Raw genomic sequence first — 23,683 nt, 5'->3', positions numbered from 1 at the left:
TGGTTGATTGATTTTTGAGTCTTTAAATTTTATCTTTCTTTAAATCAATTCCTTGAAAATATTCATCAGTTCGTCATTCGGTTCCTGATTTTGATTTTTCGATTTGAAGTAATCTTTGAACAAATCCTGAATGTCCTGATTCAGATTGATGCTTTTATCCGTTTCATTAGAATCGATGATGTCATATTTTAGTTTCGGAATGAGATGAATAATGCCGTGATGGGTTTGATAAAGCAACTTTCTATCTTCAGCTTTTAGAAAAGTGTCGCTTTCTAAAGTCAATTCTACCAAAGTGTCAGGATTGTCTTGCAACCAGGAAATTGTATTTTCAATATTATCAAAGGTTTTCCGGAAAAGCGGTTTTCCACTTTTGATTTCGACGGTTTTGGTTTGAGGATTTTCGGAAGGTTTCAAATCAATGATATTGACAGATTTTTTCTGCCCAGCTTCACTAAAACTATAGCAAAGAGACGAAGACGAATAAACAACTGGCTTCTCCAAAGTCCCGATATTCCGGAAGTTATGGAGATGTCCCAAAGCTGTGTATTGGATTTGAGATGGAATAATTTCCGTATAAAGCAAGTCGGCATTTCCAATCATAATTGGTTTTTCGCCTTCTGGTTCTTCAGGTTTTTCAGCACCTCTCTTCATCATATAAAGATGAGCCATCAGCACATTAATTCCGTTCTCATCGCAATAAGTATCAGCTAGATTCTGCCACGTATTTTGCAAAGAATTGCTGAGTGCGACCTCTTTGTTGTCTTCACCAAGATATTCCTTCAAACGAATTTCGTTGGCATAAGCTGTGTGAATAATTCTTATCGGATAATCGAATTGATTTAATTTGAGTTCGATGAATCCTTTATCGGTATTGATAATTTTAAAATGCTCCAGTTCGAAAATCTTAATTTCTGCGTTAGGATGACCAATCAAAATGATTCCACACTCTTTTGCCAACGGATTTGGCGCATCAATTCTATCTGGCGAATCGTGGTTTCCTGCAATGGCAACGACGGGACGTTTTCCATTTTTGGAAAGTTGTTTCAAAGTCCTATAAAATAATTCCATAGCTTCCGTCGACGGATTGAAATTATCAAACAAATCGCCTGCAACAAGAACTAAATCCACATCCTCGGCATCAGCAATCTCCACCAACTCGTTCATTACAAGTTTTTGTTCTTCCAAACGGGAAAAATTTTCTAGGCGTTTACCGAGATGCCAATCGGCGGTGTGCAGGATTTTCATTTTATAAAGATAGTTTTTTGATGAAAGAGGACAAAACGGAAAACCGTAAAGATTTATATTTCGTAAAACCTTCCCGCAACAACTTTATTAAGATTGAAAATTAAATTCGTATTTTTAAACCTTACGCAACATCTTATGCAGGAACCAAAAACAGGAAGTAAAGACAATCAGCACGAGGGAACAGAATCAATTCCAGCCATCAGATTATTCAGCACAGAAAATGGCCTTTGCAGTTTTGAAAGAGGAACTATTCCTACGCTAAAACCAATGAACACAACCACTTTCTGGGTCAGTAACAAGACCGAAGAATGGGAAAAAAGCAAACATCCTGCACCAAGAAAACAATACGTCATTACAATCAAAGGAAAAATTAAATTCAAAGTGAGTGACGGTTCTACTTTTATGATTGAACCTGGAATTATCCTGCTTGCAGAAGACACAACTGGCGAAGGACACAGCTGGGAAATGCTGGATTCCACTGGTTGGGAAAGACTTTATCTTCCAATTTCGGAAGGCGCAGAAGATTATTTCACCAAAGAAATATAGTTTCAACATTTCTCACGAATCAATATCATTGCGTAAATTTGCTCTGTGAATCCCAACTTAGAACTTCAGCTCAAAACACTTCCATCTGAACCCGGCGTTTATCGTTATTACGATAAGAACGACCAGCTTTTGTATGTCGGAAAGGCAAAACATCTCAACAAAAGAGTCCTCTCCTACTTCAACAAAAATCAAAATGGTTACCGAACCAGAATTATGGTTTCGAAGATTCATAGATTGGAAACAACCGTTGTGAACAGTGAGTACGACGCACTTTTACTGGAAAATAATCTCATAAAAGCACATCAGCCGTTTTACAACGTGATGCTGAAAGATGACAAAACCTATCCGTGGATTTGCATCAAGAATGAAGATTTCCCAAGAATATTTCTGACCAGAACCAAAATAAAAGACGGTTCCGAATATTTTGGTCCTTACGCTAAAGTGAAACCTGCGCGCGTTCTACTTGATACGATTAAAAACCTTTATAAAATTCGGACTTGTAATCTGAATTTAGCGCCATCAAAAATCGCTGAAGGAAAATACAGAGTTTGTCTGGAATATCATATTAAAAATTGTAATGGACCTTGCGAAGATCTTGAATCTAAGGAAGATTACGATGAAAAAGTAGAAGCGATAAGAGGCATCATCAAAGGAGATTTCCGATTTGCCAAGAAATATCTGGAAGAGAGAATGTTCCGTTTCGCTTCGAATCTTGAGTTTGAAAAGGCTCAGATGATTAAGAATAATATTGAGTCTCTGGAAAATTATCAGGAAAAACATACCGTCGTGAATCCAAGTATAGATGACGTGGATGTTTTTGGGATGACGAGCGATGAAACGGCGGCTTACATTAATTATTTTAAAATCAGAAATGGTTCCATCGTTCAAAGTTTTACGACAGAAATCAAGAAAGTTTTGGAAGAAAGCGATGAAGATATGTTGGAGGAAGCTCTGGTGGAAATTCGTCAGAAATTTGATTCCACTTCTAAAGAGATTCTGATTCCTTTTCATCTCGGTTTGGAAATTCCGAATGTTAAATTGATTGTTCCAAAAGTGGGCGACAAAAAAAGAATCGTAGAACTTTCTGAGAAAAATGCGAAGGAATACAGACTGGAAAAATTGAAACAAGTCCAAATCATCGACCCGGAAAGACACACCAACCGAATAATGGCAGAGATGCAAAAACTCCTAAGAATGCCCGTTGAGCCAAGACACATCGAAGGTTTTGATAACTCGAACATTCAGGGCACAAATCCTGTTTCGGCGTGTGTGGTTTTCAAAGACGGGAAACCGAGCAAAGCGGATTACAGAATTTTCCATCCGAAAACCGTTGTTGGTCCCGATGATTTCAAGACGATGGAAGAAGTGATCTACCGTCGTTACAGAAGATTGCTGGATGAAGGCGACGATTTGCCACAACTAATTTTGATTGATGGTGGAAAAGGACAATTGTCTTCGGCAGTCAAAAGTCTGAAACTGCTCGGACTTTACGGAAAAATCACAATCGTAGGGATTGCAAAACGTCTGGAAGAAATCTATTTCCCAGAAGATTCGATTCCTTTGTATATTGATAAAAAAGCGGAGACGCTGAAAATCCTTCAACGCGTGAGAGACGAAGCACACCGTTTTGGCGTGAAACATCACAGAACGAGACGAACAAATTCTACAATCAAATCTGAATTGGAACAAATCCCGGGCGTTGGTCCAAAATCCATAGAAATGCTCTTGACAAAATTGAAATCTGTCAAAAGAATCAAAGAAGCAGATCTTGTAACCCTGGAAGAGATCCTAGGGAAAGTGAAAGCAAAAGTGGTTTGGGAGTTTTTTAATTCCTAATTTACTTGGCAACAGCAGTTGGTAACACTTTCTTATAACCATTTCCATCAAACGCTGTTTCTCTGTCCACACAAGGATCATTGATGATTTTAAAAGTCAATGTATCATCAGCAATTTGATATTTGTAAAGACCTTCTTCTTCCGTTCCGCATGGAGATTTACCATTGATTTTGATCAATTTCAAACTGCCTTGATCTGTGAAAGAATATTTCATTTTTTCTATCACCATTCCCAAATAAATCAGGTCAACGTCTTCAGTATTAAACTTGAAAGTGACTTCAGCTGGCGTTGGAATACTTGCAACGCCTTTCCATTCTGTGTTCGCAAGTGGATTCGAAGTTTGTTGAGAAAAACAGAAAACGCCTGCTAACAAAAGAATTGATGCTAATGATTTTGTAATTGTTTTCATAACATTAATATTTTAATTAATACTTTGAATTGTTAATAATCAATCAATTACCAACAATTAAAATTACAAATTAAATAAACACAACTGCAAAAATTTGTTGAAATTTTAAAATCACAAATCAACAATGATCGTATTCGGAAATTCGGTCACGAATCATTATCTTTGCAACCTAAATTCTAAAAATGAACAAGTACATAAAATTCGTAATTGCTGCAATCATTATCGCTTTGGGTGTTTTCCTGATGTTCAACCGAAATATTGGCTGGGGCGTAGTTTTAGTGATTTTGTCGGCGATTCCAATTGCGCTATTCTTCAAAAACGAATATATTCTTTTGGCTTTTTGGCAACTTAGAAAACAAAATATGGAAAAAGCCACCAAGTTTTTATCCAGCATAACAAATTACAAATCTCAACTTCATAAAAGTCAATACGGATATTTCCATTATTTACAGGCTTTGACAACTGCTCAAGATCATCCAACGAAAACGGAAGGACTGATGAAAAAAGCGCTGGATTACGGTTTGAATATGAAGCACGACAGAGCGATGGCAAAACTAAACCTGGCCGCATCAGCACTTGCAAAAGGCAGAAAAACCGAAGCTCAAAAACTTTTGGAAGAAGCAAAACAATTGGATTCTGCAGGGATGATGACAGATCAAATCAAAATGATGAAGGACCAGATGAAAATGCCGACAATGCAGAAACATATGCACAATCCTCACATGAGACAAAGAGGAAAGTTCTAATATTAGAAACAAAAGTCTAAAATAAAAAAAGGATCGAAATTATTTTCGATCCTTTTTTTATTTGTTGATGAGTGAACACTATTCTACAATTATTTTTTCAGAATAAGTCTTGTTATCAATCTCATACTTCATAACATAAACTCCTTTTGGATATTTTGAAACATTGATTTGAAGTTTCTTGTCTGATGTATTATTGACAGTTTGCAACAATTTCCCTAAAGTATCATAAAGCATCACTTTCGAAGGTTTCAAATTACCCCAAACCAAGTTTACAGCATCTTTTGCAGGAATTGGATAAACGCTCACCCCTGTTTTATTGAATGAAGCAACACTCAAAGTTTTTAGTTGTATGGTAGCTTGATATGGTTTAAAGTTTTGTTTTGTAACAGTAAGCTTCAGTGATTCCTCATTTGACAATCCATTCAAATTAATAATAACGCTGCTATTTTTACTTAAGGCTGACCCAATCAAATCTCCGTTGTTTTTGGTCAAGGAAATAGACGCATCTGGCTCATTGCACGTAATTGTTATACTTTGAGCATTTGGATCTATATTCATTGGATGCTGAACTTCAAAATTCTTTGTCGTATCATATCTGAAAACTGTAGAAGGATCACCAAACAACACCCAAGTCTGCATTACTTCTTTAGCTGTTGCAGAGGCATTATAATCGTCTAGCATTCCCATTTGCGCATTGTAAAACAAACCACCAATTGTTTCTTTTTTATTATTTTGATACGCTTCTGTTAAGATGTTTGTCATTTCATCTTGTGTTTCCATCGGTTCTGCCCATGCCATCAGAATCGTAGAAGCAACTGTTGCAATGGCTCCTGCTGGGGAATTATCATAACTTGCAGCCTGCAGGTCTTCCGCCAAGCAAGTTTTTCCTACAAAAGTTCCATTGTTACAAGCTACGGAAACTACAAACGGATACATTCCATTATTTTTCAATTGTTTCACATAAGTGGAAGTATAATTGCCTGTGTACATCAAATTCAAATCACCATGTCCGGTATAATTGAACAGTCCCGTGCCAGCATTCATAGCATTATTGATCATTGTCGGCGTTGGTTCACCTACAGCATCTTCACCGCCTTGTGAACCTTGGTAAAACTCATGAACTGTTTGATACCCAAAATCCTTCAATTGCGTTCTTATTTTTCTCAAATGCACATAATCTGACTCCCCATCGTTGCCATATCCATCACCTTCGTTTGATGCAATTCCGATCGCATTTTTCATCCAGTTTCCTGCGACAGGACTTTTTTCGTATTCCAAAATCCTGTCTATCATTGTTTTGACAGCAACACTATTTCCAGAAAATCTTCCTACAAATGCTTCAGGATAAAAATCTGTTTCGCTGGAAAGTTGCCCGTAGTAAGAATCACTCCAAAGCTGTTCGCCATTGTAGCCATAAGTATGAGAAGGAACATCACCCGAATCTCCAACCAAAAGAATATAGACAAGATTTGGATGGGTTTGATAAAATGTTTTGATGTAGGTTTTGATGGCCGTATCTGTACTTCCAGTAGTAGTTGTATTCACAACTGTTGTTTTGATGCCTTTCTCTTTTTTCCAACTTACAAAAGACTGCAATTGATTTTCAAAAGTTGGCGCTGTGATGATCAGCATTTCTCCAGACTCAGCAACGGGCGTATATTTGTTTAAGGAGCTATGATTAAGATAATGTCTGGAGTAGATATCGTTGAAAAATGTATGATCTGTTTTGCTAATATCAATTTCATTTTCACCTTTATCATTATTAAAATTAATTACAACACGGAGATTTTTGTAGATCCTCAACTTGTGCTGAACTGGGTTATATTGATAGGGATAAAGCGAAAATGTAACACCTCTGGTATTTCTCAGAATATGAGGGACACCAAATTTCACCAATTCACCGGGAAAAAAATCATTTGTTTTATATGATTCTCCAAAATTATATGGAACATTTTCTGGGTCAACATTTCTCTTCAGATTTCCTTTTGATGGAACGATATCAATATTTTCTATATCTTGATAACTATCGTAGACGATTTTGTAGCTGTAATTTCCTTTTTCCGGAAGCTGTATCGATTTTGAAAAATAAGGCATTGCAGGCAATCCTTTTTCGGACATCAAAACAGAATATTGTTTGGAAAAAGTGTGATAGGCTTTCCCTTCTATTATTTTAAATGACTTTTCTAAGTTGCTAATTTCAAAATCAACTGTTGCAGATTGGCTGTCAGCATTAACTAGTTTAAAACTCTGCGCTGAAATGTGTAGTGATAAAACTAATGCAACAAAACTGAGTAATGTTTTTTCCATCTAATATATTTTTTTTCAAATATATCAAATTTTATCAAAAACATTAAATAAAAATCATAAATTAATACAATTAAATGAAATATTTACATTTCTTGATTGCTTTCATAACCATAGAATTTTGGAATTCTCCAATGATATTTTACCGCCAAAGTTCTAATGGTCACAATCAGAAGAATTGTAAAAATCTGAACCAATGTATACGATAAAATTGAAAATTTAGATAACAACAAAAATGTTCCACCACCAATGATACATGCCGTAGCATAGATTTCTTTTCGGAAGATCAATGGAATTCGATTAAGTAAAATATCGCGGATGATCCCACCGAAACAACCCGTAATCGTCCCTAAAGTCAGACATATCAAAGGGTGAAAACCAAGCGTAAGACCTTTCTGAATCCCGATAATCGTAAACAATCCCAATCCAAAACTATCAAAAATAAACAATGTTACTTTAAAATTCTTTTCTATCGATTTGAAAATCATTGATAAAACACAAGTAGAAAGAATCAACACAAATGTAAGAATATCGACCATCCAGAAAACCGGAACATCTAGTAATAAATCTCTTACCGTTCCGCCACCAACAGACGTCACAAAAGCAATAATCAAAACGCCAAAAGGATCCAGACGTTTCTGCATCGCGGCAAAACTGCCCGACATCGAGAAGGAAATAGTTCCCAAGATTTCTATGATAAGATTGAATTGCTCGTGCACGACTTTTTACAATTGATGGTTGATAAATGATGATGATTGATTTTGCGAATGCCTCGAGAACCTCAGCATGACATCTCCTATACTATTTTGATATTTATTTTGTCAGTCTGAGGTTCTCGAAGATAAATAAATACTATTCCTTAAATTCGAATTCTACCATTACAGGACAATGATCGGAATGTTTGACTTCTGGGAGGATCACCGCTCTGGTCATTTTATCTTTCAAAGGTTCGGAGACGAAGTTGTAATCCAAACGCCAGCCTTTGTTTCTAGCGCGCGAACCAGCTCTGTAACTCCACCAGGAATATTGGTCTGGCTGGTCATTGAAATGTCGGAAACTGTCTGTCAAATTATTTTCGTTCATAAACTTCGTCATCCATTCTCGTTCCATCGGAAGAAATCCGGAAGTGTTTGCCAACCCAATTGGATTGTGAATATCAATTGCCTGATGGCAGATGTTGAAATCGCCACTAATGATGAGATTCGGGATGGTTTTTCTAAGTTCCTTAATATATTGTAAAAAGTCAAAGCAGAATTGCATTTTGAATTCCAATCTTTCGATGTTTGAAGCTGACGGAACGTAAACGGAAATCACGGAAAAACCGTCAAAATCTGCGCGGATGATCCTGCCTTCGTTATCATAACTTTCAATGCCACAACCGGATTCTACGTGGTTTGGTTTTACCTTAGAAGCGATTCCTACGCCACTGTAACCTTTCTTCACTGCGGAATGCCAATAACTGTGATAACCTGCTTTTTCGAGACTTTCGATATCAATCTGGTCATTTCCTGCCTTGCTTTCCTGAACGCAGATGACATCCGGACTTGCGACATTAAGCCAACCGAGGAAATCTTTTGTAAAAGCGGCGCGGATTCCGTTGACGTTGTAGGAAATGATTTTCATTTTATTTTTAATTTGAGTAAATGAAGTAGATAATAGCGAGTGCTAAAACCGACGCCAAAAGTACAAATTTCCATTTGTTTGAATTGTCTTCCTCTATAAAAAGTGTGCTTTTTTGCTTTTGAAATGGAATAGGATTTTCCAGATATTCTTTTTCGTAAGCAATAAGCTCAGGTTTGTCTCCCATCACTCTTTTGACCTCAACCCAATCTGGGTCGGAAGGGAAAACCACTTTTTCCGGTTGATTGTTCAACTTCAATTTGACGGTGAGTTGTCCATTTTTGTTGAACGTCTTCACAGAGACATTGCTGTTGCTGGAGGAATTATCTTCCGTGAAGTGTGTTTCTTTCCGCTGGACAGCTTCTACGAGGTCTTTAGAATTTTTCAGTCCTATTCCTGTTTTATCAAATACGAGTTTGATGGCTTGCATCTTTTCATTTTGTTGGAGCAACTCTTCTATTTCATGCCTGTCAAGATGGTGTTCTTGGAGTAATGCGTCAATGTCTTTCATAATTTCAATTTTGTTTTTAAGATTGGGTGATTCAGAATAAACTTTGTTGATTACTGGGAAATGAGTTTCGCTGAAAATCAAAGTTCGGAATTCTGAATGGAATCGTCAAAAGAAATACCAAGCTCGAATAGTTTCGTTATAATGAAACTTTTTACTAACTTTGGACAAAACATAGATGAATGAAAAAACTTTTTGAAATTATATTTCTTGAAGAAGCTTTTGAATTTCTAAGCGGTCTTGATAAAAAGCATTACGAAAAGATTCTTTATAATATTCGTAAATCTCAAATACAACACGACCCAGAACTTTTTAAAAAACTGAATGATGAAATTTGGGAATTCCGAACGCTGTATCAAGGGTTTCAGTACGGGTTTCTGGCTTTTTGGGATAAAACCTCATCTTCAGAAACTTTGGTAATTTCCACACACGGATTTGTAAAAAAGCGAAGCAAAGTTCCCGATAATGAAATTCAAAAAGCTGTAAAATCTAGAACAGAATATTTTGCAAACCAACAATCAAAAAATAAGAAAAAATGAAAACATTCACATTGGACGAAATCCAAGATAAACTCATCGGAAAAGTTGGAACGCCAGAGCGTGATATTTTCGAATATGAACTTCAAATGGATTTAATTGGCAAAGCGATAAAGGAAACGAGAAAAGAAAGAAATCTGACTCAGGAACAATTGGGAAAACTGATTGGCGTACAAAAAGCTCAAATCTCAAGACTTGAAAGCAATGCAAGTAATGCCACAATGGATACTTTGATGAAAGTTTTTTCTGCTTTGAAAGCTAATGTTAAACTACAAGTAGAATTGCCGAATTTGAATATTAGCATTGGAAAATAAGTTCGGAATTCTGAATGGAATCGTCAAAAGAAATACCAAACCTCAACATAGCCCCGATAGGAACGGCATCCTTTTTTGCTTTTTGGGGAAATTTTGTTTGGATGACAAAACGTTCTGAAAGCAAAAAAGATATAGTGGATAGCGGGTTGGAAGCGTTATAAGAAGTACCAATCGTCTTGCTCCTAAAAAGAAAAAGGCGGAAAAAGCATTCGCTTCTTCCGCCCCGGTAAACCCAAATCAAATAAACTATGAAAAAACTATTTGGGTTCTAATATGCTTATCGGGATGATGACCTCCTCGAGGGAAATCCCACCGTGCTGATAAGTTTCTTTGTAATAATTCACAAAGTGATTATAATTTTTTGGGTATGCTAGGAATATATTATTCTTCGCAAAAATATATTTTGAACTTAGATTTCCCTTTGGTAGAAAGAGTTTACCTGGGTCGTTCACCGCCCAAACATCTTTGTCCTCGTAGGTTAAACTTCGTCCGGTTTTGTATCTGATGTTGGTGGAGGTTTCTCTGTCGCCAACTACCTTACTAGGTTTTTTAACATAAATTGTGCCGTGATCAGTCGTGATCACCAATTTGAATCCACTTTCTGCGGCCAACTTGATGATTTTCAGTAATGATGAGTTCTCGAACCAGTTGTAGGTGAGCGATCTGAAGGTTTTATCGTCTCTAATTAATTGATTTACAATATTGTTATCGGTTTTTGCGTGGGACAAAATATCGATGAAGTTGTAAACAATCACTAACAGATCATTGTTCTTGTGCTGGTTGAAATCCTCTAAAATCTTTCTTTCGAAGTCTGAGTTTAGGATTTTCAGGTATTTCATCGATTTGCTGGATAGTCCCAAACGTTTCATTTGGTCTTCCAGGAAGTCTCTTTCGAATTCGTTTTTGTTGCCTTCCTCGTTGTCATTGAACCAATTGTTTGGGAATCTTTTCTCGATTTCTGATGGCATCAATCCTGCGAAGAATGAGTTACGAGCGTATTGCGTTGCTGTTGGCAATATGCTGAAATAATAATCTTCGGAAGTTTTGTTGTAGAACTTGGTGAATAATGGTTCTATCACTTTCCACTGGTCATATCTCAAGTTATCGACCATCAAGAGAAGGACTTTGTCGTTCTCTACTTCTGGTTTCACTTTGTCTTTGAAAAGTGTGTGGCTCATCATCGGTTTATCGTTGCCGTGAAGCCAATCTTCGTAGTTATTTTCTATGAATTTTGAGAACTGGATGTTGGCTTCTTCTTTTTGATTTTGAAGCAAATCACCGAACTCGTTATCGGAAACTCTATCGAATTTTACTTCCCAATTCAAAATCTTTTTATAATATTCTGCCCAATCTTGATAGGTTCTCAAGTAAGACAATTCCATACTCAAGTTTCGGAATTCCTGCTGATAATCAACGATTGTTTTTTGCTCAACCAATGATTCACTTTGAAGGATTTTTTTGAGTGACAAAAGCACTTGATTAGGATTCACCGGTTTCAAGATATAATCCTCTATCTGTGACCCGATCGCTTGCTCCATTATATGCTCTTCCTCACTTTTGGTGACCATTACGATCTTGATCGCATTATCTTTTTCCTTGATCATCGGGATTGCTTCCAATCCGGAAATTCCTGGCATATTTTCATCAAGAAGTGTCAAAACGAATCTTTCTTTTTCTATCAAATCCAAAGCCTCATTCACGTTATTCACGGGTGTTACGTTGTAACCTTTGTTTTCCAAAAAGACGATATGAGGTTTGAGAAGATCTACTTCATCATCGATCCATAAAATTTTTCCTGACATATATTTTTATTTAAGTTTAAAGCATCAAAATTATGACCAAAATATCACAATTATATTTAAATAACAGAGGACTGGCGTTAAATATTAGTTAAAGGGAATTTTAATTTTAAAAAGTATAAATTTTTCACTTGGGTTTGTTCGTCCTTTCTATATCCTATGTTCGTTCTTCGTTCGTCCAAAGATTATCAGATATATTAAAACTAAAGTAGTTTATTTCAAGAAAAATGTTCATTAAAAATCACAATAAACTTTAAAACATCTTAATTAAATATTATATTATCAACATGGTGGAATGATTAAAAAAAATATATTATTTTAGGAACATAAAAACAAAAATTCAAATGACAGCACAATCTCCAATCATTAATTATTTCCGAAAACGAAAAACACTTTGTGAGGATGAAATTATTTTCCTTAATCAAGTCTTTGAAGAGAAAACATATAATGAAAATGATATAGTTCTTAAAAAAGGTGAAATATGCAATCACATTTTTTTCATTGAAAAAGGAATTCTGAAAACGTATTTCATAAATGAGCTGGGAAAAGAAGCCATCAATGGAATTGCAATAGAAAACAACTTCTGCTCTTCCATCTCAAGCTTTATTAATCAAACACCATCTTCCGAAAACATCAAAGCTCTGGAAGAAACCAAATTGATTTACATCAATTTTCGGAACTTTAAATTGCTAATAGAAAAGTTTCCTGTCTATAAAGAAATTTACATCAAGATTCTAGAAGACTATCTAACTTTCACAACATGGCGACTGGAATCTGTAATGCTGATGGACTCCAGAGAACGCTATAATACACTGACGAAAGTTTTCCCAAAGCTATTTTTCAAAATTTCCAACAAAGATATGGCAGAGTATATGGGAATGAGTCCCGAAACGCTCAGCCGAATCAAGTCTAAAAAATAATGTCGGGCGCAAAAATCTATTGGTTTTTGCGCTTTTTGATTTGTATCAATTTTTATTTCAGATGGTGTCGTTAGTTTTATCCAAAAATAATTAAGATGCAACGATACTTTTTATTAGTCGTGTTAATAGGATTGACAAACATTAGTTGTTATTCCTACACAAACACCAGAAACACTACTTCTTTTGAAGGAGGAAAGAAATACAAGATCACCAATAGAAATGGCATAAAAACTAAAATGAATGCTATTGAAGTGAAGAATGACACATTAATTGGCTTATATAAAAATCAAAAAATAGCATTTCCAATAAATGAAATAACCAAGTCTGAAAAAAGAAGATTCTCGTGAGGCAAAACCATTGGATTATCGGTTGGAGGTTCACTCGCTGGATTGACTATAGCGGTTATTGTTGCAATTTCTGATATGCGAATGGGAGGTTTTGGCGTAATGCAGTCACCCCCTTAAATCTCATAACAATAAATCCTTTTTTGATTCATATCAATGCATAGCTCATTCATACAATATACCTTTAACAAAAATCAAACATTATGAAAAAAATAATTCTTTTACTTTTTTCTCTGCTTATTATGATAAGTTGCAACAGAGATAATGAAACAGAAGACAATACACCTAAACTGCCTCCCGAAACACAAAACGGAGCCAATACTTTAGGTTGTATGGTAAATGGAAAATTGTTTTATCCGAGAGACGGCATAGGTGACGTGATGGGTAATGCTAAAGCTTTGAGTTGGTGGGGAAGTTCATCAAGCACATATGAATATCGAGAAATGCGAGTTGCAAATCTACGTGATGGTAAACCATTAAATTATATGTATTTCCATTTGCAAGACCTGCCTACAAAAGGTGTAGGAGAGTATTTCTGGAAAGAGTCTAATTTTAATAATGATATTGATGGACTGATGCAGAATTATCTTTATGTAAGAGCTTTTGATTATAATACCAATACTTGGAAATGGTACACATCTTATGAAAACTCTGGGAACACAACTATTACAAAATACGGAGGACAAGCAATTGTCTCCGGAACATTTTCGGGAAAACTTCGAACAGCTGATGGAAAAGAGGAAATTGAAATAACAAATGGTAGATTTGACATCAATACATCTACAATTAGTAGCCATAATTTCCCTTAAGAAAAAGAGGAGAACTGCAATTCTCCTCTCAAAATAAACAATTAACGTAAAACATTTTCATTAACCATTTAAACACCTCAAAATTATGAAAAAAATCATGATTTTCTGTATGAGTTTACTTTTTGTATGCTCATATACACAAACACTGCCAACAAGTGAAACATCCACGCTCGATGATAAGCTTGTCAATATTGATAAATCCTCCGTAACAAGTGGTATATTATATCAGCGATCAAGTATTTTTACGAGGCTTTATGATTTTAATAAATCTTCAGATTTTAATACTGCAGATGCCCCTTTCTTTGAACAGTCTTTGACCGATCTGAATTACGGTAGTAATCAAACAAAATTCATTGATTATCTTGGTTTAAGACAATTAACAATTGCCAATAAATACAAAGATAATGTTGTTGACATAGGAATTATAAACACGCCTTTCCATATGCTATACTATGACGAAGAGAGTCAGAGCAATGGCGGACTTTCCTTTAATACATCAACAAATCTTTTTGTTAAAAACAACAATGGAAAGCCTGCTTTTTTAGAACTGTTTACAACCATAATTTCTCCACTCAAAAAAGAAGCAAAAGGAACATCAGTTACTTTTAAGTTTAAAAGTAATTTGAATTTTTTCAATGGATCAAAGACAATCAAATCATTGCATGCAGATTTTGGAGATGGTATCTCGAGAATGATTACTGGAGACGGATTGTTTAAACCGGCAAGTTTTATTATTAATTATTCTGAATCTGGCACAAAAAGAATAAAATTCGATATTGTCTATTGGGATGAAACAACACTTACAACATATGGAAGTTTTTATTTTACGTATTCCCCACCTAATTTCCAAATCAGTGATGTTTTGGCACTAAAATCAAGCGCAAAAACAAATTTATGCAATGGAGAATCACTAGCCAATGATTTCTCCATCGTTTCCGATACAGAATTCAAAGGTTATGATGAACCTTTTTCTTTCAAAGGAAAGTTTGATTATCGTATATTATACAGAACCGGCGGTACAGATAGAAAGATCAGAAAACCTATTATCATACTGGATGGTTTCGACCCCGGGGATAAACGCAAAATTTTTGGTTGTGAAATGCCCGGATATAAACCTGGAGAAACTTTTTCAATCCAAGATATGATGACTTATATCAAAAACATTAATGGTGAAACTATTAGGCAAGATCTTATTAAAGAGCTTAGAGATAAAGGCTACGATGTAACAATTGTCAACCATCCAACATATTGCGTGAGTAATATAGCTCCTTATAATATCGTTCCCTGTGGCACTGCAAACTCCCGCGAGGTGGATGGTGGAGCAGATTACATAGAAAGAAATGCACTGACATTAGCAACGCTTATCAAAAATTTCAATTCAGAACTACGAAGTAATGGTAGCACAGAAAAATTGGCTATTGTAGGACCAAGTATGGGTGGACAAACATCAAGATATGCTTTATCTTATTTAGAAAAGCAAGGTATTGATCATAATACACGTCTTTGGATTAGTGTAGATAGCCCTCATCTAGGAGCCAACATACCATTAGGCGACCAAGCATTAATTAATTTGCTAGCAACAACAGGGAAAAGTGTGGAAGCTGCTGATTTTTATGATAAACAGCTTGGATCCCCTGCAGCAAGACAACAATTAATAGAATTTCATAGAGATAATCCTAATCATCATCAAGTTAACAATGATAATTTAAATGGGAGAACAATATACCAAGGTTTTAACAGCAATTCTGGAAATTCTTTTTACCAACAGTTTTATGATAATCAATTTGCAAACGGATTACCTAACTCCAAAGGCTATCCTATTAATCTGAGGAAAATAGCATTGGCGAATGGTTCATTGACAGGAAAAACAATTGGAACTGATAGTGAAAAAGTTCTTAACATAAGAGGCTTTCAGAGAGTTAATATAAATTTACCGATTGGATCAATTACATTCACCATCCATATTGCGAGTTTAGAGAGCCACTTTATGCCCTCATATAACGTTGGTTCTCAAAGAGTATCAAGATTTAAAAAAGGATTTGATGACAGAACAACCATAGCACCTAACATAAATTCGAGAGGAAATATGGATACAGTTCCTGGCGGTTGGTTTCCAGCACAAAAGGATATAGCAAATTCAGTATTAGGAACATCACCAATACCAACAGGAGGGAGCTTCTGGGGTAATCCATTAGGCAATATTTCTGATTTTATAGGAGGTAGCTATTTTGAATTACGAGATTTTAGATTTAATCATTCTTTTATTTCTACTTTTTCGGCACTTGGACATTTACAACCAAACCAAAATTGGGGAAATCCCCTTAACTTTAATCTAGCATGTTCAAGTAATAAATTAACTCCCTTTGATAGCTATTATGGTTCATCCGAAAACACACAACACACCTCTTTCACAGAAGAAAGTGTAAAATGGCTTATGAAAGAATTAGACGCGCAACCTCAATCTCCTTGGTTCCCTATAAAAACCGATGCTTTCCAAGGTGCAGATAAACTATGTCTTAACCAAACTGCAACCTATAGCTTACCTAATGATTGTACAATGCCAAGCAAAGCAACTTGGACAGTTTCTTCTAATCTTCAAATTATAAGTTTTACAGATTATACCGTCAATGTAAAAGCAATATATAATGGCTCTGCAACAATAACTGCTACTTTTCAAAATGGACAAACAATTACCAAAACAATTTATCTTGGAACTCCATTTGTAAAAATTCCAAATGCCGCTTGTGGTAATCCTTATGATACCGTTTGTTTCAATTATGGTTATTATCCTTATAATCAAACTTTTCAACAAGTAGTAGAAGGTATCGGTATGGAAGCGAATCAAAATATTTACACAGATTATGAATGGGAAATGGTAACAGGTAATTCTACTTTTGTAAACAGTACACCAGGTAGCAACGGAAGAAAATTCACAGGAAACTTGGTAACTATTTTTGCACAAGACACATCAATACAAGTACGTGCACGCGGAAAAAATAATTGTGGCTGGGGTGCTTGGAAATATATTTTCTTTAATAATTATGGAGGAAAAACGGATATTGTAAACACCGAATTTTTCACAGTTTCTCCAAATCCTGCCAATGATTTTATTAATATCGCTTTGGTTAATCAATACAATACGCCTGCAAGTAAAAACGATATTCAGGTAGAATTGTATAACAGTTTGGGTAGTAAACAGAAAACGGTAAAATTAAATAACAACAAAGCAACAATGTCTGTTAACGGTCTGTTACAAGGTGTTTATACCTTAAAAATAATCTATGATGATAAAGTAGAAAGCCATCAGGTTATTATAAAATAAAAATCAATCTCATAATCCATAAAAAATGTCGCTGTTTTTACAGCGACATTTGTTTTTTAATTGGAAAAGCTGATCAATTCCTTTTTCTGAGCGTTGTAGAGATGGAACTCCAACATTTTGAAAGAATCTCTAGGAATGATAGTTACCCATTTTTTGTATTTGATGAACCATTTGTTTTGGATGCTCGCCAGACCTTTGGTCAGATAAGCTTCCACAAACGGATGCACGTGCAGATAAAGCTTGCCTTTCTCTGTCGCCATTATGGTTCTGATGGAATCTTCCATCTTTTCGATGATCACGATCGGGGCGATGATTTCGCCGTCCTTGTTCGGATTTTCTTCGTTAGTCTCGATGCTTTTTTCTGCGCGGACACGCTGTCTTGTCATCTGGATCAGACCAAACTTGGAAGGTGGTAAAATCTTGTGTCTTGCCTTGTCACGCTTCATTTCGTCTCGGAAATGTTCGTACAATTCTTTCCTGTGTTCCGCATCCACCATATCAATAAAATCCACTACAATGATCCCGCCCATATCACGAAGACGAAGTTGTCTTGCGATCTCTGTGGCCGCCATTTTATTGACTGTCAAAGCATGCATTTTGTTGGTTGATGAGGATGAAATATTGTTTCCAGAATTCACATCCACCACGTGAAGTGCCTCTGTGTGCTCGATTACGAGATAAGCACCTTTGGAAGCAGGAATATTCACGTGTTTTCCGAAACTCTGTTTCAACTGTTTTTCAACATTGTAATATTCCAAAAGCGGAATATGAGAATCATAGAACTGAACAATATTCTTACGTTCGGGAGCAATGACCTCGATGTAAGCTTTCATATCTTCCACCATTTTTTCGTCATCACAAATAATGCTTACGAAATCCTGGTTGAAGTTGTCTCTTAGAATCGAAGATGCTTTGTCCTCTTCACTCAAGATCTTACTAGGAACTTTATTTTTCTGAATATTCTTAAAAGTCGTTTCCCACTTTTTCACCAGCTGATTCATATCGTTATGAAGTTCAGCCACTTTCTTTCCTTCAGCCACAGTTCTGATGATGACACCAAAACCTTCTGGACGAATACTTTCAATCAAAGTTTTAAGACGTTCTTTTTCAGCGCCGTCGCTTACTTTTTTGGAGATGGAAATTTTATTATCAAAAGGAATCAAGACCAAAAATCTTCCCGTAAGCGAGATTTGTGTAGAGATACGCGGTCCTTTGGTAGAAATTGGTTCTTTGGTGATTTGAAGGAGTACAACATCGCCTGCGGCCAACACTTTGTCCACCGTTCCCATCTTGTCGATGTCTTTGGCGTGCTCGGCATTTTTGAGACTTGGCGTTTGTTGTTTTTTGGAAATCGTGTTTTTCAGGAATTTCTGATAGGATAGAAATTGAGGTCCCAGATCTTGGTAATGCAGAAACGCATCTTTGTCTGTCCCAATGCTCACGAAGGCGGCATTCAGGTTTGGGGCAAGTTTTTTTATTTTCCCTAAAAATAGGTCACCAACCACAAAATCGGATTTGGTTTTCTGCTCGTGAAGTTCAAAAAGGCGTCCATCTTCCAACAATGCGATCTTTGAAGCGTCTTCCTCATTGGAAATTATCAGTTCTTTCTTCATAACTCCATAAACGGGTTTTTTACTAAATTAGGTTGTAAATATAAAACAAAAATATAGTTGGCAAAAGACCAACTATATTTATATGTATAAGACGTTGAAAAATTACTATTTTTTCTTCTTGTGTCTGTTTGCTCTTCTTCTTTTCTTTCTTTTGTGAGTTGCAACCTTATGTCTCTTTCTTTTTTTTCCGCTTGGCATAATTTATATTTTTATACGTTAGTTATATTATTCTATTCTTATTTAACTGCAACTTTAGTTTTTACTTTTTCCACAAAAGTTTTTGAAGGTTTGAAAGCCGGAATGTTGTGGGCAGGAATTTCAATTGCTGTGTTCTTAGAAATGTTTCTTCCTGTCTTAGCCGCTCTTGTTTTGATGATAAAAGAACCAAAGCCTCTTAAGTAAACATTATCTCCATTATACATAGAGGTTCTGATTTCTTGCATGAATGCTTCTATAACTTTCTGTGTATCATTCTTTTCTACTCCCAGCTTGTTCGAGATGGTATTTACCAATTCTGCCTTTGTCATTTTATAATTTTCTTTATATTTTTGGTGTGCAAATATAAGATATATTTTTGAAAACAAACAAACAAAATGCTGATTTTCTTCACATTGGGAAAAAGCTAATAAAGTGGTATGATACTAATGCCAGACAACTTCCTTGGAGAGAAAATCAGCATCCTTATAATATATGGATATGCGAAATTCTTTTGCAGCAAACTCAGGTAAAACAAGGTCTCGGACATTACCTCAGATTCATAGAAAGATTCCCGAATGTTGAGGAACTTCACAAGGCTCCGGAAGATGAAGTTTTGTTGTATTGGAAAGGCCTGGGCTATTATTCCCGCGCCATCAATCTCCACAAAGCAGCACATCAAATCATCGAGGAATTTGATGGTAAATTCCCGACGCATTATCACGACATTCTGAAACTGAAAGGTGTTGGAAAATATACGGCTGCAGCAGTTGCAAGTATTTGTTTTGATGAAAAGATTCCGGCAATCGATGGGAATTTCTACCGGGTTTTGTCACGGATTTTTGCGGATGATTTTGATATGTCGAGTTCCAAAGCGTTTCAATATTTCACGGATTTGGCTTTATTAATAATGCCGGAAGACAAACCTGGAGATTTTAACCAAGCAATTATGGACATTGGTTCGGAAATCTGTAAACCAAAAAATCCACTTTGTGGTCAATGTCCTGTGAATGATGATTGCATCGCGTATCAAACGGGAAGAATCTCAGAATTTCCTGTGAAAACCAAGAAAGCAAAAGTCACAGATTTGAGTCTGAAATATTACTTCATCAAATTTCAAAACCAGTTTCTCATCAAACAAAGAGGAAATGACTTCATCTGGAAGAAATTGTATGAATTTCCGACCTCAGTTCCTAAAGAATGGGAAGAATTAATTATCAACTCCAAGATTATCAATCATAAACTGACGCATAAAAATATGACAATCGAGATCAATACGATTGAATTGGAATCGAAAAAAGAATTGGAGAAATTCGCTTCGGATAATGATTTCATAATCGTGGATGAAAAATTGGCGGATGAAAAATCTTTCCCGAAACCACTGGAAACTTTTTACAAAAAACGAGATATTGCAGAAATTGGAAAATTGCCGTTTTAAGGAATATTGATATTATTGCTTGAACTTCATTATATTTGCCGAGAATTTGGTTCCCTAAGATTTGGGATTAAATGGGAATGAAGCGTAAATCTTCAACTGTCCCCGCAACTGTAAATCGCAAAAAGAGATTTTGTAATCTATGCCATTGTCTGTGATTAAGGATGAGAAGGCGCAAAATCAGCGAAAGTCAGGAGACCTGCCAGAGAAAATTAAAAAAATAATGCTTTCGGAGGAAAGGCAGATTGTAATGAAACGGCTATTTACACTTTTTTCTCTGTTAATCTTGCATCAAATTTCCGCTCAGGAATCTTTGATCGACACGGTATTTATTGATAATCAATTCAATAAAATTGGGAAAACGGCGAAAATATCTCGAATCAATTCTGAACAGATTTTAGAAAACTCGACATCGCTTTCGGATCTTCTGAGATTTCAATCTAATATCTACATCAAAGAAAATGGCCGAGGCGCAACTTCATCACCTTCATTTCGTGGAACTGGCGCGCAGAGAACAGCTTTTGTGTGGAATGGAATCAATGTAAATTCTATATTTTTAGGGCAAGGCGACATCAATAATTTGAATCTTCTGAGCTATGAAAATGTCGGAATTAAATTTGGTGGCGGAAGTGTGATTTACGGCAGTGGCGCGATTGGAGGTTCTGTTCATCTTAATAACACTTTGGATTTCAACAAAGGTTTTCACGGAAGCTTGTTTTCGGAATATGGTTCTTTTGGAACGTTTAATTCTGTCATCAAAACCAAATTCAGCAACGAGAAATTGAGTTTGAGCTTTTCAGCAAATCATTCGGAAAGTGACAATGATTATGAAGTTCCCGAGAAGAAATTCATCAGTAGAAACGGGCAATATCAAAACACGGGATTCAATCTTGGTTTGGCTTATAAGACCAATGAAAACAATGAATTCTATTGGCAAACTCAGCATTACGACAGCGATCAGCACTACCCTATTTTTGATGAAAATCAAACCAAAACCAAATATTTAGTTCAGACTTTCCGAAGTTTGGCTGGCTGGAAATTACATTCAACCAAATTAAAAAATGATTTGAAATTGGTTTATTTGGAAGACAATTTCCAATATTTTGGTGACATCAACAAAGCAAAATCCAGCAGTGGAACAGGGAAACAATATATCGTTCGAAATGACCTCGATTATTTTGTTTCAAACAAATCTTCACTCAATTTAATTTCAGAATATCAACACAACCAAGGCGAAGGTTATCAATCTGGCATCATCAATCCGAAGAGAAATCAAGTCAATCTTTCTTTGCTTTACAGAAATGAAAAACTGGCAAAATTCTACTGGGAATTGGGCGCAAAATATGATTTTGTAGAAGGTTACGAAAGTCCGTTTTTGTTCTCGGCAAGCGGGAAATATAAGATGACTGATTGGTATCAAACCTCAATCAATATTTCCAGAAATTTCAAAGCGCCAACTTTCAACGATTTGTTTTGGACGCCTGGTGGAAATCCAGATTTGAGAGCGGAAACGTCGTATCAGGCGGAGATGTCGCATTATTTCATTTATCAAAATTTCAAATTGGGAATCACGCCTTATTATATCAAAATGAAAGATATGATCCAATGGGTGCCGATGACTTCCGCGATCTGGTCGCCCATCAATGTGGACAAAGTCGATTTTTATGGCTTGGAAACGGAATTGGCTTTCAATAAAAACTGGAAAAATCAGAAATTAAATTCTCAAATTAGCTATTCTTACACGAAAGCAATCGACCAAGAAACTAAGAATCAGCTGAGCTATGTTCCGATTCATCAGATTAATTTTAACACCAATTATCAATACAAAATCGTTGGATTGCTTTTCCAAGCTTTGTACAACAGCAAGCGATTTACTAACAATACGGAAAGTAATTTCCTCGAAGATTTCTTAGTTTTGAATGCTGGAATTAATATTAACCTAATCAAAAATATTCAAGTTGGTTTTAAAGTAAATAATGTTGCCAATCAAATCTACGAAACTGTGAATTATTACTTTATGCCGAAGAGGAACTATGCCGTCAACCTAACTTTAAAAGTTTAAAATAAATATATATGAAATTCAACAAATTTTTAACCGCAGTTTTTGCCTCGACACTTTTGGTTGTAGCATCTTGTAACGACGATGACTTTGATTTGGATAATCAGGAAGTTTCTTACAGCGGAATTCTAATTTCGAACGAAGGATCTTTTAACAAACCAGACGCCACTGTAGATTTTGTAACAGCAGATCTGTCTGCCGGAAAACAAGACATCTACACTCCTGCAAACAATGAAAATCTTGGAGACGTTCTCCAAACTATTGGTTTCAAAGGTACAAATGCGTATTTGGTTCTTAACAACAGTAACAAAATTGTGATTGCAAACCGTTTCAATTTTCAGAAAAACGCAACTGTTACTTCCAATATCGTCAATCCAAGATATATTGCGTTTACAGAAAGCCAATATTACGTAACTAACAATAACTTTTTTGATGTAAAAAAACTAAACATCTATAACAATGCTGACAACGCCTTCATCAAAAGCATCGACTTTGACCGTTACGCAGAAAAAGTAGTTGAAGCCAGCGGAAACATCATTGTACAAACGGATGGTTCTACTTATGATTCCAACTGGAACGAGTTGCCAACAGGTCACACAATCACAATCGTAAAACCAACGACGAATGCTGTTGACAAAGTAGTTACGTTGCCTGATTCAGGAATTATCAAAGATCTCGTTGCTTACGAAGGTTTTGCCTACGCACTTGTCTCAGGAACTGCAGATTCTTACATTTATAAGATTAATGCTACAGATGGAACGTTTACTACTACCACACTTACCGGCCTTCCAAGCGTTCAAAAATTAAGAATAGCATCTGGTAATTTCTACTTCTTGGATATGGGAAACAAAGTTTATTCTAAAAATATGGCTATCGCCACATCGACTCCTACAACACTTTTCACAGCTACAGGAACACCTTATGGTTTTGATGTGATCGAAGGTAAAATCTTCCTTTCCAATGCAAGTTTCACAGAATCAAGTACTGTGAATGTTTATAATTTGTCAGGCTCACAAATTAAGACTTTCCGTTCTGGAATTGGAACAAACGGTTTCTATAAAAATTAATTTCATTATTTGAAATTCCAAGCCTTGTCAAGATTTTTGACAAGGCTTTTTTATTT

20 protein-coding genes and 1 riboswitch are annotated in these 23,683 nt (G+C 35.7%); of the genes, 11 read left to right on the top strand and 9 right to left on the bottom strand.

What is annotated here, in order from left to right; translation table 11 throughout:
* Window positions 1-39: 39 nt before the first annotated feature.
* Window positions 40-1,245 (bottom strand): exonuclease SbcCD subunit D, encoded by a 1,206-nt coding sequence (locus IO90_RS16970; RefSeq protein ID WP_034970092.1) that lies wholly within the window; start codon window positions 1,243-1,245, stop codon window positions 40-42.
* A gap of 93 nt (window positions 1,246-1,338) precedes the next feature.
* Between IO90_RS16970 and IO90_RS16965 the strand changes: the two genes are divergently transcribed.
* Window positions 1,339-1,791, top strand: coding sequence for a hypothetical protein (locus tag IO90_RS16965; protein ID WP_228374711.1), 453 nt, complete (start codon window positions 1,339-1,341; stop codon window positions 1,789-1,791).
* Window positions 1,792-1,836: 45 nt separating this feature from the next.
* The gene (gene uvrC / locus IO90_RS16960; RefSeq protein ID WP_034970090.1) at window positions 1,837-3,627 is read left to right on the top strand and encodes an excinuclease ABC subunit UvrC; all 1,791 of its coding nucleotides are present in this window, start codon (window positions 1,837-1,839) and stop codon (window positions 3,625-3,627) included.
* A gap of 1 nt (window position 3,628) precedes the next feature.
* On the opposite strand, the gene IO90_RS16955 is transcribed toward uvrC, so the two are convergent.
* Window positions 3,629-4,036, bottom strand: a complete 408-nt coding sequence (locus IO90_RS16955; protein ID WP_034970089.1) for a hypothetical protein — start codon at window positions 4,034-4,036, stop codon at window positions 3,629-3,631.
* A gap of 182 nt (window positions 4,037-4,218) precedes the next feature.
* On the opposite strand from IO90_RS16955, the gene IO90_RS16950 reads away from it, so the two are divergent.
* A complete protein-coding gene (locus tag IO90_RS16950) occupies window positions 4,219-4,782 on the top strand; it encodes a membrane protein (protein ID WP_034970088.1) in 564 nt (187 codons plus the stop codon).
* A gap of 78 nt (window positions 4,783-4,860) precedes the next feature.
* On the opposite strand, the gene IO90_RS16945 is transcribed toward IO90_RS16950, so the two are convergent.
* The 4 genes from IO90_RS16945 to IO90_RS16930 all read right to left on the bottom strand — a co-directional run bounded on the left by IO90_RS16945 (window position 4,861) and on the right by IO90_RS16930 (window position 9,217).
* Complete coding sequence (locus tag IO90_RS16945) at window positions 4,861-7,089, bottom strand: C25 family cysteine peptidase (protein WP_034970087.1); 2,229 nt, start codon at window positions 7,087-7,089, stop codon at window positions 4,861-4,863.
* An 83-nt stretch (window positions 7,090-7,172) separates the two neighbouring features.
* Complete coding sequence (locus IO90_RS16940) at window positions 7,173-7,805, bottom strand: trimeric intracellular cation channel family protein (protein ID WP_034970083.1); 633 nt, start codon at window positions 7,803-7,805, stop codon at window positions 7,173-7,175.
* A 133-nt stretch (window positions 7,806-7,938) separates the two neighbouring features.
* Window positions 7,939-8,709, bottom strand: coding sequence for an exodeoxyribonuclease III (locus IO90_RS16935; RefSeq protein ID WP_034970080.1), 771 nt, complete (start codon window positions 8,707-8,709; stop codon window positions 7,939-7,941).
* Window positions 8,710-8,716: 7 nt separating this feature from the next.
* Complete coding sequence (locus tag IO90_RS16930) at window positions 8,717-9,217, bottom strand: hypothetical protein (RefSeq protein ID WP_131450910.1); 501 nt, start codon at window positions 9,215-9,217, stop codon at window positions 8,717-8,719.
* 179 nt (window positions 9,218-9,396) lie between these two features.
* Between IO90_RS16930 and IO90_RS16925 the strand changes: the two genes are divergently transcribed.
* Both IO90_RS16925 and IO90_RS16920 read left to right on the top strand, forming a co-directional pair.
* The gene (locus tag IO90_RS16925; protein ID WP_034970074.1) at window positions 9,397-9,753 is read left to right on the top strand and encodes a type II toxin-antitoxin system RelE/ParE family toxin; all 357 of its coding nucleotides are present in this window, start codon (window positions 9,397-9,399) and stop codon (window positions 9,751-9,753) included.
* Window positions 9,750-10,064 (top strand): helix-turn-helix domain-containing protein, encoded by a 315-nt coding sequence (locus IO90_RS16920; RefSeq protein ID WP_034970070.1) that lies wholly within the window; start codon window positions 9,750-9,752, stop codon window positions 10,062-10,064. Before IO90_RS16925 ends, IO90_RS16920 begins: the two co-directional genes overlap by 4 nt.
* Before the next feature lie 257 nt (window positions 10,065-10,321).
* Here IO90_RS16920 and IO90_RS16915 read toward each other — a convergent pair whose 3' ends face one another.
* Window positions 10,322-11,866 (bottom strand): PglZ domain-containing protein, encoded by a 1,545-nt coding sequence (locus IO90_RS16915; RefSeq protein WP_034970066.1) that lies wholly within the window; start codon window positions 11,864-11,866, stop codon window positions 10,322-10,324.
* A 341-nt stretch (window positions 11,867-12,207) separates the two neighbouring features.
* Here IO90_RS16915 and IO90_RS16910 point away from each other — a divergent pair, with 341 nt between their 5' ends.
* The 3 genes from IO90_RS16910 (at window position 12,208) to IO90_RS16895 (ending at window position 17,258) form a co-directional block, all read left to right on the top strand.
* On the top strand, window positions 12,208-12,783 hold the full coding sequence (locus IO90_RS16910; RefSeq protein WP_051878887.1) for a Crp/Fnr family transcriptional regulator: 576 nt from the start codon (window positions 12,208-12,210) through the stop codon (window positions 12,781-12,783).
* Window positions 12,784-13,330: 547 nt separating this feature from the next.
* Window positions 13,331-13,936 (top strand): hypothetical protein, encoded by a 606-nt coding sequence (locus IO90_RS16900; RefSeq protein ID WP_034970059.1) that lies wholly within the window; start codon window positions 13,331-13,333, stop codon window positions 13,934-13,936.
* 85 nt (window positions 13,937-14,021) lie between these two features.
* On the top strand, window positions 14,022-17,258 hold the full coding sequence (locus IO90_RS16895; protein ID WP_034970055.1) for a T9SS type A sorting domain-containing protein: 3,237 nt from the start codon (window positions 14,022-14,024) through the stop codon (window positions 17,256-17,258).
* Between the two features lie 56 nt (window positions 17,259-17,314).
* On the opposite strand, the gene IO90_RS16890 is transcribed toward IO90_RS16895, so the two are convergent.
* Both IO90_RS16890 and IO90_RS16885 read right to left on the bottom strand, forming a co-directional pair.
* Window positions 17,315-18,871, bottom strand: coding sequence for a ribonuclease E/G (locus tag IO90_RS16890; RefSeq protein WP_034970051.1), 1,557 nt, complete (start codon window positions 18,869-18,871; stop codon window positions 17,315-17,317).
* A gap of 236 nt (window positions 18,872-19,107) precedes the next feature.
* The gene (locus IO90_RS16885) at window positions 19,108-19,398 is read right to left on the bottom strand and encodes an HU family DNA-binding protein (protein WP_027383593.1); all 291 of its coding nucleotides are present in this window, start codon (window positions 19,396-19,398) and stop codon (window positions 19,108-19,110) included.
* Window positions 19,399-19,445: 47 nt separating this feature from the next.
* Between IO90_RS16885 and mutY the strand changes: the two genes are divergently transcribed.
* From mutY to IO90_RS16870, 3 genes are all read left to right on the top strand, one after another.
* Entirely contained in the window at window positions 19,446-20,504 is a 1,059-nt protein-coding gene (gene mutY, locus IO90_RS16880; protein ID WP_051878883.1) for an A/G-specific adenine glycosylase, read from the top strand.
* Between the two features lie 30 nt (window positions 20,505-20,534).
* Window positions 20,535-20,723: riboswitch (cobalamin riboswitch) on the top strand.
* 28 nt (window positions 20,724-20,751) lie between these two features.
* Entirely contained in the window at window positions 20,752-22,563 is a 1,812-nt protein-coding gene (locus IO90_RS16875) for a TonB-dependent receptor plug domain-containing protein (RefSeq protein ID WP_034970350.1), read from the top strand.
* An 11-nt stretch (window positions 22,564-22,574) separates the two neighbouring features.
* Window positions 22,575-23,627 carry a hypothetical protein gene (locus tag IO90_RS16870; RefSeq protein WP_034970047.1) on the top strand — a complete coding sequence of 351 codons (1,053 nt, stop codon included), beginning with the start codon at window positions 22,575-22,577 and terminating at the stop codon, window positions 23,625-23,627.
* Window positions 23,628-23,683 lie beyond the last annotated feature (56 nt).

This window comes from Chryseobacterium sp. FH1, assembly GCF_000735135.1.
Lineage (GTDB): Bacteria > Bacteroidota > Bacteroidia > Flavobacteriales > Weeksellaceae > Epilithonimonas.
Note: the sequence above shows the minus strand (reverse complement) of the source record. Positions and strands in the feature narration are given on the sequence as shown.